Genomic DNA, 14,172 nt, shown 5'->3' with positions numbered 1-14,172 from the left:
TATTATTTTTGACTTCTAAAAAATTGAGTTTCAAAGATAGTAGAATTTCCTACATTATCCGTGACAACCACTTTTAAATCATTAGCACCTTCTGCCACAATACCATCACTAAAATTATGCGTAATTCGCCTAGTTTTATTATCATATTCAAATAAAATCCAATTTCCATTTAAATAACCATTGTAACTCTTTATTCCTGAACCGCTATCATTAATTGAAAGTTGAATCGTTTTTTGGGTACTCAGCCATTTGCCTTCAATAGCGCTTCCAATAGAAATTGTAGGCGCAGCAGTATCCATTGCTAATGTGTATTTACCCAATGATCTCACCTTGGTCGTAAATACATTATCTTTCCTAGAAGTACTATTGTAGCCTACTCGTCCACTTTTACTAATATCTGCAATGAATACTTTTTCCTTTTGACTCTCCGTGTATTTATTATCCTCGATTGTAATTGTAAAATTGGAGTGAACTGGAACCGTCTCATCATGAAGATATAGGGTATCGTCTTTAACATTAAAATTCATATCAAAATCTTCGTAAAATGTTCCAGCAGGAAAGAAAACCGACATATTATTTTTAGTGAAATTGTTGTCTTTATTCACCTTTACGAAATAATTAGAAACTACTGGCTCCTTATCAATAATGGTTGACGACAAGTCATAACTAATAGGAATTGAAATCTTTGTTGTATTCCCCTGAAAATCGGAAACTTCAATACGATAAACAGACGTTAAGTTAGGAACTACTGTAACAATACCGTTTGCATCATCTGTATTTATAAAACTCAATTTATAAGGATTCACCATAAATAGTTTTTGCACCCTTTGTGAAGTTGTTTTATATCTTGAATAATCAATTAAGGCATTGACATAACGCATATCGTCAAATGAATACGTGTCTAGTTGATAACCAAAGCTAGGTTTTCCATTCAAGTACGTTTGCAATTTATAAATTCCGTTTCTATTACCCGAAACATTATCATAATCAACAGCTGTGATACCAAAACCTATTTTTCCATTAGCCGCCACCTTATTTGCTAAGTAGCTTCCATCCTTTTGCAAAGATAAATTTAACAATAACGGGCGTTTCGATTGGTTTACCGAAGTTTTACTGTCAACAGGATATACATAAACGGCTGAAACCGATGGCTTTTTAGTGTCTTTTACATCTTTATCAAAACCAAACAGCATCGGGTTGATAATTTTCTCTGTTTTGCTGTCGCGAAATTCAAAATGCAAATGAGGCCCTTCTGAAGATCCAGTATTACCTGTCAACGCAATGGTTTGTCCTTTTTTGACAACCAACTCATTCGGTTTCAAAAACATTTCTATCTCAAATGATTTTTCTTTATAATGTGCTTTTTCAATATAATTTTCGATGGCACCAACACCTTTTTGAAGATGACAATAAACAGATGTAAATCCATTTGGATGCGTTATATAAATTGCTTTACCATTCCCGTAGGTCGAAATCTTTATTCGAGATACATAGCCGTCAGCAACAGCGTGAACTTCCAAGCCTTCTCGCTGCAAAGTCCTAAAATCAAAACCCGCATGAAAATGATTGGGCCGCAATTCTCCAAAATTACCTGAAAGCTGCATAGGAATGTCTAATGGAGGGCTAAAATAGTCCTTGGGATACTCTGTTTGTGCCAGAATAGCGCCCGAAAACAACAGAAAAAAAAGTAAAAATCTCATGGTATTCATTTTTGCTAAGATAAAAAAAGTAATTTGTTCTTCTTTATAAAATAATACATTTTGTAACCATTTACATTACAACAATTTGATTATTTTCTAATAAAAAAACGAATAATATATTGTAATAATAAAAAGTAATACTAAATTTGTAATATTAAGTAATGAATAGGATAAATAATGAGTGTAATTGTAGAAATAATTGATACTCTTGAAAATAAAGTTGAAAAACTGATTCTAAAAATTAAACGTTTAGATCAAAATACTCAAGAATTAAAAATCGAATTAACAAAGTCTGCACACATCATACAAACTCAGTCAAACGAGATTGAAGCGTTAAAATCGCAATATGAGACACTTAAGATTGCCAACTCATTATTAGGCAGTGACGATAATAAAAGAGATACGAAGCTTAAAATAAATTCATTAATTCGGGAAATTGATTACTGTATAGCACAGCTATCTGATTAGTAAAACATATGGACGAAAAGCTTAAAATTAAGATATCAATCGCAGACAGAGTCTATCCATTAACGGTAGACCTTTCTCAGGAAGAAGGACTTAGAAGTGCTTCTAAAAAGATTGATGTAATGATGAAGCAATTTGAAGAAAACTATGCGGTACGAGACAAACAAGATGTATTAGCCATGTGCGCTTTGCAATTTGCTTCTCAAGTAGAACAAAAACAAATAGATAATACTATCAATGGAGATGAGACTATTGAAAGAATTAAAAAATTGAATGCACTTTTAGATCAATATCTCGACAATTAAACGTTCTTTACAGAAACTAAGATACTGCCTACATTAGTTCACATTTGGTAAACTCAACACTAATAATTTAGAATGAGCAAATCATCACTACTAAAGCATGCCACGCCTAGGCGAGGAAACTTGAACAGTGAGTTAGCTCAAAACTTGTCATTTTCGAGTTTATTCAATCAACTTAATGTAGGCTTTTTTTATATATAAATTTTAACAAACATGGACATATTAACGATCGTTATTTCAGGAATTATAGGTATTGCAGCGGGTTTTGGAATCGCTAAAATTATAGAAAAAAGCAATATTTCTAATCTTATTAAAAACGCAAAAAAAGAAGCTTCATCCATCTTAAAAGATGCTAACCTAGAAGCTGAGAATATAAAGAAAGATAAAATCCTTCAAGCAAAAGAAAAATTTATTGAATTAAAATCAGAGCACGAACAAGTAATTCTGACAAGAGACAAAAAAGTAGCTGAAGTTGAAAAAAGAATCAGAGACAAAGAATCACAAGTTTCTAATGAATTATCGAAGGTAAAGAAAGTCAACGATGATTTTGAAGCAAAAACAACCGAATTCACTGCTAAAATCGAAGTTTTAGACAAAAGACAAGTAGAAGTTGACAAACTACATAAAAGCCAATTACAACAACTTGAAGTAATTTCAGGCTTATCTGCTGAAGACGCAAAAAATCAATTAGTAGAAGGTCTAAAAGCAGAAGCTAAGACGAAGGCCATGTCTCATATTCAAGATACAATTGAAGAGGCTAAGCTAACGGCACAGCAAGAAGCTAAGAAAATCATCATTAATACTATACAAAGAGTTGGAACAGAAGAAGCGGTAGAAAATTGTGTATCTGTATTCAACATAGAATCTGACGATGTTAAAGGTAGAATAATTGGTCGCGAAGGACGTAACATTAGAGCACTAGAAGCAGCAACTGGAGTAGAAATCATTGTAGATGACACACCGGAAGCTATCATCCTTTCTTGTTTTGATCCTGTACGTAGAGAAATTGCACGTTTAGCTTTACACAAATTAGTAACAGACGGACGTATTCACCCTGCCCGTATTGAGGAAGTTGTTGCTAAAACAGCCAAACAAATTGACGATGAAATTATAGAAGTTGGAAAACGTACCGTTATAGATTTAGGAATTCATGGATTACACCCTGAATTAATAAAAGTAGTGGGACGTATGAAATACCGTTCTTCTTACGGACAAAATTTATTGCAACACTCCCGTGAAGTTTCTAAACTTTGTGGAATTATGGCAGCAGAATTAGGTCTGAATGTAAAATTAGCTAAAAGAGCTGGTTTATTACATGATATCGGTAAAGTGCCAGATGCAGAAAGTGATTTACCTCACGCATTATTAGGAATGCAATGGGCTGAAAAATATGGTGAAAAAGAAGAAGTATGTAATGCTATCGGAGCGCACCACGATGAAATAGAAATGAAATCTCTATTGTCTCCAATAATCCAAGTTTGTGATGCCATTTCAGGTGCAAGACCGGGTGCAAGAAGACAAGTATTAGACTCTTATATTCAACGTTTGAAAGACTTAGAAGAAGTAGCTTACGGATTCACTGGTGTTAAAAATGCTTATGCAATTCAAGCTGGTAGAGAACTAAGAGTTATTGTAGAAAGTGAAAAAGTATCTGACGATAATGCAGCGACACTATCTTTTGAAATTTCACAAAAAATTCAAACAGAAATGACTTATCCAGGTCAGGTTAAAGTAACAGTAATTAGAGAAACAAGAGCAGTAAATATTGCTAAGTAAAACTTTAATTTCCAATATCAAAATTCCAAATTCCAGTCAAATGGTTTTTGGAATTTTTTATTTTCTGGGGTGAAAGTTATTAATCACTTCCGTTAAAAATTTCCTATCCAGATGCAAATAAATCTCTGTTGTAGTAATTGATTCATGCCCAAGCATCAACTGAATGGAACGCAAGTCGGCACCGTTTTCAAGAAGATGAGTCGCAAAAGAATGACGAAAGGTATGTGGACTTATTTTTTTATGTAAGTCTATTTTAACCGCCAAATCTTTGATAATTGTAAAAATCATGGCCCTTGTGAGTTGGCTTCCTCTTCTATTCAAAAATAAAACATCCCCATGCTCTTTCTTTACATTCAGATGAATTCTAATGGTGTCTTTATAGATATGAATGTATTTTTGTGCTAAGGCACCAATAGGCACAAAACGCTGCTTATTTCCTTTCCCTGTGATCTTAATAAAACCTTCGTCAAAGAATAAATCGGAAATCTTTAAAGACACTAATTCTGAAACTCGAAGACCACAACCATAAAGAGTTTCTAGCATCGCGCGATTGCGCTCTCCTTCATTTGAAGTTAAATCAATTGCCTTGATCAAGGCATCAATTTCTTCAATAGACAATGTATCTGGTAACTTTCTACCCGTTTTCGGTGATTCAATTAATTCCAAAGGATTGTCCATTCGATAATCTTCAAAAATCAAGTAGCCAAAAAAACTTTTTAGACCTGATATAATCCGAGCTTGAGAGCGCGGGTTAACTTGATTTGAAACTGCATATATAAATTGCTGCACCGTTTCCTCCCCGATCTTAAGTGGCGAAACTTCTATTTTATTTTCACTGAGAAATAAGCACAACCTTTCGACATCAAAAGAATAATTTTCTATCGTATTTTTTGACAAACCTCGTTCAATCTTCAAATAGGACTGATAACTTTTAATATAGGAACTCCAACTCATATTACAAAGTAAAGCCTTTTTTACACATAAAAAAACCAACCAAATATAGAGGCGACTAAATAACTAATCCAAAAAACGAATTAATAATCGAAAGGGAATTATAAATGCTGATACAACTTTATTTACAATGCTTATAGCGTTTAAGATTTCGATAAATGAAACTTACACGACCAAAAACAATTTACCTCTTCAACCTACTACTCAGCATATTTTTAATAATTTAAAATTTAGCAACCTAAAAAATATAAATTTTATTTTTACATCATAAAACACTAGATACCAACAACTAACAATTCCTAGCAACCATTTTTACAATACCGAAACAGTCATTTGAAAAACTATAGTACAATCCTTTTTTAATTTACGGCTCAGTATTTGATTTAGCGACACTGTTATAACAACAAAAAAATAAAGAAAAGTGAAAGGCAATATTTATATTATTAAAGTGTTATAAATTGCAGCTTCAAATTAGAAATTATTACTTAAATACAATTTTATGAAAAAAACAATCTTTGCTGCCGTAGTGTTACTCGCTATGTCTGCTTCCGTTCAAGCCCAATTAGTGAAAATTGGAATTAAAGGCGGATTAAATTACGCTAATCAAAATGGTTCAGATATCACCATCAACAGCACTAATTATCAAACATCTGCAATTACTAGTTATCATGCGGGTTTAGTGGCGGAAATTAAACTGGTAGACAGCTTCTCAATACAACCTGAACTATTGTACTCTACACAAGGAGCTACCTACAAAAATGCTGTAGAAGAATTTCAAAACGAACTAGGCTATTTATCGATTCCGGTTATGGCCAAAATTTATTTGAATAAAGTAGTCAGCCTTGAATTAGGACCACAAGCTTCCTTTTTATTGAGCGAAAGAAATAATTTTGATGTGAAGGATGCCAGTACATTTGACTTTGCTGCTAATGCGGGACTTGGCTTCAAAATTACTAAGAGTTTCTTCCTTGAAGGTCGTTATAGCTTAGGATTGACCGACGCTTCTAAGGACGCACAGGTAAAAAATTCAGTAGTACAAGTTTCAGCTGGATTCCTTTTCTAAAAGAATTAAAACAATTTTCAAAAAACCGTTCTATAATTAGAACGGTTTTTTTATTTTTACAAAAACAAGAACGATGAAAATTTGCATTATTAATGGCCCAAATTTAAACCTATTAGGAAAAAGAGAACCTGAAGTTTATGGCAGTCTTACTTTTGAAGAATATTTCACCACAATACAGATAAAATTTCCAACTATAGAATTTAGCTATTTCCAAAGTAATATTGAAGGAGAGCTAATCGATACAATTCAGGAATATGGCTTTAGCTATGACGGAATTATTTTAAACGCTGGTGCCTATACACATACTTCAATTGGCATTGGTGACGCTATTAAAGCTATCACGACTCCTGTTATCGAAGTACATATTTCAAATACCTTCTCACGTGAAAGTTTTAGACATCAATCTTATATTTCAGGAAATGCAAAAGGAGTTATCCTAGGGTTTGGACTACAAAGTTACGAATTAGCTGTACACTCGTTTCTGTAGTAAGTATCAAAAAAATCCTATAAATATTTAACAATAATTAATGCACTAGCCATACCAAACACAAAACCGTATTCTGAATTCACAGTTGGTCTTGACAATCTTGGTTTTGGTAAGTTTAAAATATTTATAGTTGATTATAGAAGCTCGTATCTAAATGGGGTTAATGGAGACGGAGTAGTTTTTGGATTGAAATCTCTGGATGTATTAAAATAAAAAAAAAACTTTTGGATAAATAAAAAACCAAGTTCCATTTTAAAAATAGGGCTCGGTCTTTAATCATTTCAAGAAAATCCTTACTTGTATTTATCCGGTTCCACATGTATCAGGACATGTCCTAATTCAGGAAGTTCTTTTAAGAGTCTGTCTTGTAACTTATGAGATATATCATGTCCTTCTCTAACTGAAATATTGCCACTTACAATCGCATGTAAGTCTACGTGATATTTCATGCCGGCTTTTCTGATGAAACATTTTTCAGTATCGATAACCCCTTCAACCTGAGTTGACACTTCTCTAATATTTTCAATTAAATCATCATATACATGTTCATCCATTATTTCCCCGAGAGCTGGTCTAAAAATAAGATACGCATTAAACAGAATAAATCCTGAAGCAAAAAGTGCAGCCCAGTCATCTGCCGACTCATATCCTTTTCCTAATAATAGTGCGATAGAAATCCCAACAAACGCGGCAACAGAAGTAATTGCATCACTCCTATGATGCCAGGCATCTGCTTTTAATGATGAACTATTAGTTTCTATACTTCTTCTCATCACTAACCTAAAAGAATATTCTTTCCAAATAATAATTGCTCCCAGAACCAGAAGTGTCCAAGACTGTGGTAATTCATGAGGCGTTCGAATATTTGAAATACTTTCATAAGCAATAATAGTAGCCGAAGTTATTAGAAAGCCAACCACTATAAAGGTGATTAATGGCTCGGCACGACCATGCCCGTATGGATGATTCTTATCCGCTGGTCTGCTAGAATATTTGATTCCAAACAATACCAAAAACGAAGCAAAAATATCTGTCGTAGACTCAATAGCATCAGCAATTAAGGCATATGAATTGCCAAAAAAGCCTGCCATCCCTTTAATAAGGGCTAAGCAGGCATTTCCAATGATACTAAAGTAAGTTGCTTTTACAGCAGTTTGTTCATTCGTCATTACTTGTTGTTACATTTTTTTATTCAACACGAACAATATTAGCACCAATAGCTCTTAATCGTTCGTCAATTCTTTCATAACCACGATCAATTTGCTCAATATTTTGTATCGTACTTGTTCCTTTTGCTGAAAGCGCTGCAATCAATAAAGAAATCCCCGCACGAATATCTGGTGAAGACATGGTTGTCGCTTTCAATTGTGATTGAAAATCATGCCCCATAACTACAGCTCTATGTGGATCACACAACATAATTTTTGCCCCCATATCGATTAATTTATCGACAAAGAATAATCGACTTTCAAACATTTTTTGATGTATTAAAACATCTCCTTTAGCTTGCGTTGCCACAACTAAAACAATACTTAGTAAGTCAGGAGTAAATCCTGGCCAAGGTGCATCTGCAACGGTAAGAATAGAACCGTCAATATCTGTTTTAATTTCGTATCCATTTTCATGAGACGGGATATAAATATCATCTCCTCTACGTTCTAATGTAATACCAATTTTTCTAAATGTACTTGGAATTACTCCCAGGTTATCCCAACTTACATTTTTAATAGTAATTTCACTTTTGGTCATTGCGGCTAATCCAATCCAACTCCCAATTTCAATCATATCAGGGAGAATTCTATGCTCACATCCACCAAGGCTTTCAACGCCTTCAATAGTTAATAAGTTTGATCCAACTCCAGTGATTTTAGCACCCATAGAGTTTAACATCTTACAAAGCTGTTGCAAATAAGGTTCGCAAGCAGCATTATAAACCGTTGTTATACCTTTTGCCAGTACAGCAGCCATAACAATATTTGCAGTTCCAGTTACTGAAGCTTCGTCAAGAAGCATATCAGTACCTGTCAAACCATCTGGAGCTTCAACACCATAAAAATGATCTTCTCTATTGTAACGGAATTTTGCACCTAAGTTAATAAAACCTTCAAAGTGTGTATCTAATCTTCTTCTTCCAATTTTATCACCACCCGGCTTAGGAATATACCCTTTTCCGAAACGGGCCAAAAACGGACCAACAATCATGATAGAACCACGTAGTGATCCTCCTTCTTTCTTAAATGCTTCTGTTTCAAGATAGTCAACATTAACATCGTCAGCTTGAAAAGTATAAGAACCAGGACCATTTTTTTGGATTTTCACACCTAAATTGCCTAGAAGTGTTATCAATTTATTGATATCAATAATATCTGGAATATTATTAATTATTACTTTTTCAGGGGTTAAAAGAACAGCACATAAAATTTGTAATGCTTCGTTTTTTGCTCCTTGTGGAGTGATTTCACCTTTTAGTCGAATGCCTCCTTCTATTTTGAAAATTCCCATATGATTGTAGTAAGATTTATGTAATACATTTAAAACTGCTCGAATTTAATGAAAGAGATGCTCCCCAATCCGTGCCCTATTTTAAAGCACTACTATTTCTGATTATTATTGTTTTTTGTATATGTTTTTGATTTGCCCGTTTTTGTGTTTTTATTGCTTTGAATTTTTGGTTGGCCAACCGGCAAAATCTTATTAGATATTCGCTTGTTCGTTCGCAATAAATCAGATGTACTGATCAATTCCTCCGTACTTTGAATCATATTTAATTTACCATCCGAAAGTTCATATAAGTGCTCAAAAATCACGTCATCTTTAACGGTGTCTTTATTCCAACTTAAGTACGATTTTTTCATGTGATTTGCAATCACTTTAACCAACGCATTTTTCATGTCTCCATCATCCCATTTATTGGCAACATCAATCATGTACTTAATGTTGTTACCATAATACCTGTATTTCGGAAAATTCTGAGGGTATTGTAACACGTCCGGTTTTAGCTGTAAAACTTCACGTGATGGTATAGGATACGGTGACTCTACATCTAATTTAAAATCAGACATAATAAAAAGTTGATCCCATAATTTATGTTGAAAATCCAATACATCACGCAGATGGGGATTCAAACTACCCATTACTTGAATGATATATTTTGCAGCTTTATTTCGCTCTTCTGCATCCTCAATTGCAGTTGCCTGCTCAATAAGTTTTTGTAGATGACGACCATATTCAGGAATAATTAAATGCGATCGCTCTGCATTATATTCTAAATGGTGAACGACATCGTTCGCGATTTCTTTTTGGTATTTTGAATTCATAAGTGAATTTAATTTTGAATCTATGTTACAGCCTGATATAAACAAAGAACAAATTAAGTGTTTGTATTTGCTTTAATCAGTCTCTTCCCTATCTATAAGGAAACGATACCTTTAATTGTAGAAACTTCTAGGTATTTATCAACTATTTCTTGAGAATCCTTAACCTGAACATCAACTGATATACTGGTAAACTTTCCTGTTTTGGATTTTGTCGTTTTAATAACGGCGCCCATACAGTCAAAAGCCTGTTCTACTCGAACAATGTTATCATTTTCAGAAGGCACAATAAATTTAAACAAATATAAAGCAGGCCAAGTATTACTCATATCCAACTCCACTTTTAATCTAGTATAAAATTCTTCGGTATTTTTATCCATTTTATATTTAAAATAATAATAGCAAATATACGGTTTCAAATGTAAATTACGAATTATCAATTATTAAATTTTACCGAAAACTATTATTTTAATGGTAATGATTTTTTCGATTTCCAATAAGTTTGAGTACTTTTGCGCCTTATTTCCAAAAAGTGCAGAAAGAAATCATAGTAATTATCGGCGGTCCGGGAACAGGAAAAAGTACTATTATCGATGGATTAATAGACAAAGGCTTTTGTTGTTACCCAGAAATTTCCAGAGAAGTAACCTTAGAGGCAAAAAAACAAGGTATCGAGCAATTATTTCTCGAAAAGCCATTATTGTTCAGCGAACTACTTCTTGAAGGAAGAAAAAAACAATTCGTTGATGCACAGAATGAACCGCATGATGTTGTTTTTATTGACCGCGGAATTCCTGATGTTTTGGCATATATGCATTATATTGGAGACAGTTACCCTGCTTCTTTTGATGCGATTTGCAGAGAACATGTTTATAGTAAAATTTTCATTCTTCCTCCCTGGGAAGAAATTTACGTGAGTGATGAAGCCCGCTATGAAAACTACGAACAAGCTAAATTAATCCAAAATCACCTGATAGAAACCTATGAAGGCTATGGTTATTCTCTTACAGAAGTTCCCAAAGACACTATAGATAACAGAATTCTTTTTATATTAGATGAAATTTCTAAGTAATTAGTTGTTTGAGTTAGGAACTATGAATCTCTGATTTGTAATTCGAAATTTGTAATCAAAATTCATAATTGATGTCAGAAGCATTACAAATCCTAAAAAAATACTGGAAACACGATTCCTTTAGGTCGCTGCAAAATGAAATCATCGATTCCGTTTTAAGCGGTCAGGATACCTTTGCATTGATGCCAACTGGCGGAGGTAAATCAGTATGTTTTCAGATTCCTGCGATGATGAACGAAGGAATTTGTTTAGTAGTTTCTCCTTTGGTAGCTTTAATGAAAGATCAGGTTGCCAATTTGCAAAAGCGAAACATCAAAGCAATCGCATTGACAGGCGGAATAAAATCAGATGAAATGATTGACCTGCTAGATAATTGCCAATTTGGAAATTATAAATTTCTCTATTTATCTCCTGAACGCCTGCAGTCAGACTGGATTTTGGACAGAATAAAAAATCTGCCCATCAATTTGATAACCATCGACGAAGCACATTGTGTATCGCAATGGGGACATGATTTTCGGCCAGCCTACTTAAAAATTTCCAACTTAAAAACACATTTCCCTACAGTTCCCTTTTTAGCTTTAACCGCAACCGCAACACCAAAAGTAAAAGAAGACATTATCACGGAACTCGGTTTAGAAGAGCCGCAGCTTTTTGAAAAATCATTTGCAAGGAAAAACATTGCTTATATGGTTTTTGAAGTGGAGGATAAACTCTTTCGAATCGAGCAAATTCTAAAGAAAAATCCGCAATCCTCAATAATCTATGTTCGAAACAGAAAATCCTGTATCGAAATTTCATCACAATTACAATCCTTAGGATTTAAAGCTACTTATTATCACGGCGGACTGACCTCAAGAGAGAAAGATAAGAATATGCAGCTTTGGATGGAAGACAAAGCACAAGTTATTGTCGCTACAAATGCATTTGGGATGGGAATTGACAAAGCAGACGTCAAGACCGTAATTCACATTCAGCTACCTGAAAATCTTGAAAACTACTATCAGGAAGCAGGACGATCTGGTAGAAATGGAGAAAAAGCATTTGCCGTGCTACTCACAAACCCTTCAGATATTAAACAGGCCGAAAATCAGTTTATCCACATTCTCCCTGACAAAAAGTTTCTAAATGAAATGTATAACAAACTATGTAATTTTTTCCAGATTGCATACGGAGAAGGAATCAATGAAAGATTCTCTTTTAATTTGAATCATTTTTGTTTAAAATATAAATTTCCAGTTCTAAAAACATACAACGCAATGCAGTTTTTAGACCGACAAGGAATCATTACACTGTCACAAGAATTTTCAGAAAAGATTTTGTTACAGTTCATTATCCCTTCTAAAGAGCTAATTCGATACATGAGTTTGAATCGCAACGATGAGGAAATCATTTTGGCCATTCTCAGAACCTACGCCGGAATTTACGAAACGCAAACTGCCTTTAACTTAGAATTAATAGCAAAAAAATCAAAGCATACTGAAGCTCAAGTACTGGCTGTTTTACAAAAATTAAAAGAAAAAGACATTGTTGATTACCAATCAAAGAACAATGACGCCTCTTTAATTTTTAATGAGATTAGGGAAGACGAAAGAACTATTTCCCGAGTTTCTAAATATTTAGAAAACCAAAATCAACTTAAAAAAGACCAACTTAAATCAGTATTGCATTACATTAGTGAAGAAAAAGTCTGCAAAAGCAAATTGATTTTGAGCTATTTCGGCGAAAAAACAAATACTGACTGCGGCATTTGCTCCTACTGCATTACTAAAAAAAACAAGAAAACAGATAGTTCCAGTCTTTCTAAAGAAATAATCAGTTTACTAAAAATTGCCGATTTAAATTCGAGAGAGATTGAAAATAAAACAAATAAAAAATCAGACGATATTATCTTTGTGCTGCAACAGCTTTTAGAAAATGAACGTATACTGATAAAGTCAAATAATAAATATACCTTAAAACTATAATGGAAAAATTAAGAATCGTATTTATGGGAACACCAGAATTTGCCGTTGGCATTTTGGATACTATAATAAAAAACAAATATACAGTTGTCGGCGTCATTACTGCCGCCGATAAACCAGCAGGTCGTGGCCAAAAATTAAAATATTCAGCAGTAAAAGAATATGCGTTAGCTAACAATTTAAGACTATTACAACCAACAAACCTTAAAGAGGAATCGTTCTTAGAAGAATTGAAATCTCTGAATGCTAATTTGCAAATTGTTGTTGCCTTTAGAATGCTACCAAAAGTAGTTTGGGAAATGCCCGAATTAGGAACTTTTAACCTACACGCATCTCTTCTACCCAATTATCGTGGGGCTGCGCCAATAAACTGGGCAATAATTAATGGTGAAACTAAAACAGGAGTTACAACTTTTTTCATTGACGACAAGATTGATACCGGCGCGATGATTATGAGCTCAGAAATTGAAATTGATTCAAATGAAAATGCGGGACAATTACACGACCGTTTAATGCATTTGGGAAGCGAAACTGTTATCAGCACTTTAGAGTTGATCGAAAAAGGAAATGTAACAACCACCATTCAGACAGATTCCTCTGATATCAAATCAGCATTTAAACTTAACAAAGAAAACTGTAAAATCGATTGGACAAAATCAACTTCAGAAATCAATAACCTAATTAGAGGATTGAGTCCGTATCCGACTGCATGGTGTGTGTTTTCAGACAAAAATGAAGAATGGAATGTAAAAATCTATGATGCTAAAATACTACTTGAAGATCATGATTTAAATACCGGTAGTATGGTTTGCACCAAGAAAGAAATGAAAATTGCAGTAGAAAATGGCTTTATTCAGGTTCTAAGTTTACAGTTTCCTGGCAAAAAGAAGATGACAACACCTGAATTCCTCAATGGAATCACGTTTTCTGCCGACGCAAAAGTCTATTAACCTCAATAAAATAGGGTGGTTTTTACAAATCACAACAAATAACAGTGGTTTTATGAACAAAAAAAATAAGTTATCAACAAAACGTACTAAAATCCACTGAAACACTTGCGAGGAAGGGATTTCCTGCT

At 33.7% G+C, this 14,172-nt stretch carries 14 protein-coding genes and 1 other RNA gene; 9 read left to right on the top strand and 6 right to left on the bottom strand.

Annotation, left to right across the window (positions count from 1 at the left end; translation table 11 throughout):
• Nucleotides 1–2 precede the first annotated feature (2 nt).
• Nucleotides 3–1,700 (bottom strand): M23 family metallopeptidase, encoded by a 1,698-nt coding sequence (locus BLV35_RS15770; RefSeq protein ID WP_091092455.1) that lies wholly within the window; start codon nucleotides 1,698–1,700, stop codon nucleotides 3–5.
• Nucleotides 1,701–1,877: 177 nt separating this feature from the next.
• On the opposite strand from BLV35_RS15770, the gene BLV35_RS15765 reads away from it, so the two are divergent.
• The 4 genes from BLV35_RS15765 to rny all read left to right on the top strand — a co-directional run bounded on the left by BLV35_RS15765 (nucleotide 1,878) and on the right by rny (nucleotide 4,243).
• Complete coding sequence (locus BLV35_RS15765; RefSeq protein ID WP_091092453.1) at nucleotides 1,878–2,168, top strand: hypothetical protein; 291 nt, start codon at nucleotides 1,878–1,880, stop codon at nucleotides 2,166–2,168.
• 8 nt (nucleotides 2,169–2,176) lie between these two features.
• A complete protein-coding gene (locus BLV35_RS15760; protein ID WP_091092450.1) occupies nucleotides 2,177–2,470 on the top strand; it encodes a cell division protein ZapA in 294 nt (97 codons plus the stop codon).
• A 51-nt stretch (nucleotides 2,471–2,521) separates the two neighbouring features.
• Nucleotides 2,522–2,631: non-coding RNA, 6S RNA (gene ssrS, locus BLV35_RS15755), on the top strand.
• A gap of 49 nt (nucleotides 2,632–2,680) precedes the next feature.
• Nucleotides 2,681–4,243, top strand: a complete 1,563-nt coding sequence (gene rny, locus BLV35_RS15750) for a ribonuclease Y (RefSeq protein ID WP_091092447.1) — start codon at nucleotides 2,681–2,683, stop codon at nucleotides 4,241–4,243.
• Nucleotides 4,244–4,300: 57 nt separating this feature from the next.
• Here the strand turns inward: rny and xerD are convergent, their stop codons facing one another.
• Nucleotides 4,301–5,197, bottom strand: a complete 897-nt coding sequence (gene xerD, locus BLV35_RS15745) for a site-specific tyrosine recombinase XerD (RefSeq protein ID WP_091092445.1) — start codon at nucleotides 5,195–5,197, stop codon at nucleotides 4,301–4,303.
• Nucleotides 5,198–5,693: 496 nt separating this feature from the next.
• On the opposite strand from xerD, the gene BLV35_RS15740 reads away from it, so the two are divergent.
• Both BLV35_RS15740 and aroQ read left to right on the top strand, forming a co-directional pair.
• A complete protein-coding gene (locus BLV35_RS15740; protein ID WP_091092443.1) occupies nucleotides 5,694–6,257 on the top strand; it encodes a porin family protein in 564 nt (187 codons plus the stop codon).
• A 73-nt stretch (nucleotides 6,258–6,330) separates the two neighbouring features.
• Complete coding sequence (gene aroQ, locus BLV35_RS15735) at nucleotides 6,331–6,744, top strand: type II 3-dehydroquinate dehydratase (protein ID WP_091092440.1); 414 nt, start codon at nucleotides 6,331–6,333, stop codon at nucleotides 6,742–6,744.
• A 293-nt stretch (nucleotides 6,745–7,037) separates the two neighbouring features.
• Here the strand turns inward: aroQ and BLV35_RS15730 are convergent, their stop codons facing one another.
• From BLV35_RS15730 to BLV35_RS15715, 4 genes are all read right to left on the bottom strand, one after another.
• Nucleotides 7,038–7,913: a cation diffusion facilitator family transporter gene (locus tag BLV35_RS15730; protein ID WP_091092438.1), complete on the bottom strand. Its 876-nt coding sequence runs from the start codon at nucleotides 7,911–7,913 to the stop codon at nucleotides 7,038–7,040.
• Nucleotides 7,914–7,932: 19 nt separating this feature from the next.
• The gene (gene murA, locus BLV35_RS15725) at nucleotides 7,933–9,246 is read right to left on the bottom strand and encodes a UDP-N-acetylglucosamine 1-carboxyvinyltransferase (protein ID WP_091092436.1); all 1,314 of its coding nucleotides are present in this window, start codon (nucleotides 9,244–9,246) and stop codon (nucleotides 7,933–7,935) included.
• A 92-nt stretch (nucleotides 9,247–9,338) separates the two neighbouring features.
• Nucleotides 9,339–10,061 (bottom strand): DUF4290 domain-containing protein, encoded by a 723-nt coding sequence (locus BLV35_RS15720; protein WP_091092432.1) that lies wholly within the window; start codon nucleotides 10,059–10,061, stop codon nucleotides 9,339–9,341.
• A 92-nt stretch (nucleotides 10,062–10,153) separates the two neighbouring features.
• The gene (locus BLV35_RS15715; protein WP_091092429.1) at nucleotides 10,154–10,438 is read right to left on the bottom strand and encodes a DUF493 family protein; all 285 of its coding nucleotides are present in this window, start codon (nucleotides 10,436–10,438) and stop codon (nucleotides 10,154–10,156) included.
• A gap of 152 nt (nucleotides 10,439–10,590) precedes the next feature.
• On the opposite strand from BLV35_RS15715, the gene BLV35_RS15710 reads away from it, so the two are divergent.
• From BLV35_RS15710 to fmt, 3 genes are all read left to right on the top strand, one after another.
• Nucleotides 10,591–11,130 (top strand): AAA family ATPase, encoded by a 540-nt coding sequence (locus BLV35_RS15710; RefSeq protein ID WP_091092749.1) that lies wholly within the window; start codon nucleotides 10,591–10,593, stop codon nucleotides 11,128–11,130.
• A gap of 71 nt (nucleotides 11,131–11,201) precedes the next feature.
• Nucleotides 11,202–13,097 (top strand): RecQ family ATP-dependent DNA helicase, encoded by a 1,896-nt coding sequence (locus tag BLV35_RS15705; RefSeq protein WP_091092426.1) that lies wholly within the window; start codon nucleotides 11,202–11,204, stop codon nucleotides 13,095–13,097.
• Complete coding sequence (gene fmt / locus BLV35_RS15700; protein WP_091092424.1) at nucleotides 13,097–14,044, top strand: methionyl-tRNA formyltransferase; 948 nt, start codon at nucleotides 13,097–13,099, stop codon at nucleotides 14,042–14,044. The genes BLV35_RS15705 and fmt overlap by 1 nt, the downstream gene beginning before the upstream one ends.
• The last annotated feature ends 128 nt before the right edge of the window (nucleotides 14,045–14,172 follow it).

It is taken from the genome of Flavobacterium gillisiae (assembly GCF_900107635.1).
Taxonomy (GTDB): Bacteria; Bacteroidota; Bacteroidia; order Flavobacteriales; family Flavobacteriaceae; genus Flavobacterium; species Flavobacterium gillisiae.
This window is presented reverse-complemented; position numbering and strand designations above follow the sequence as displayed.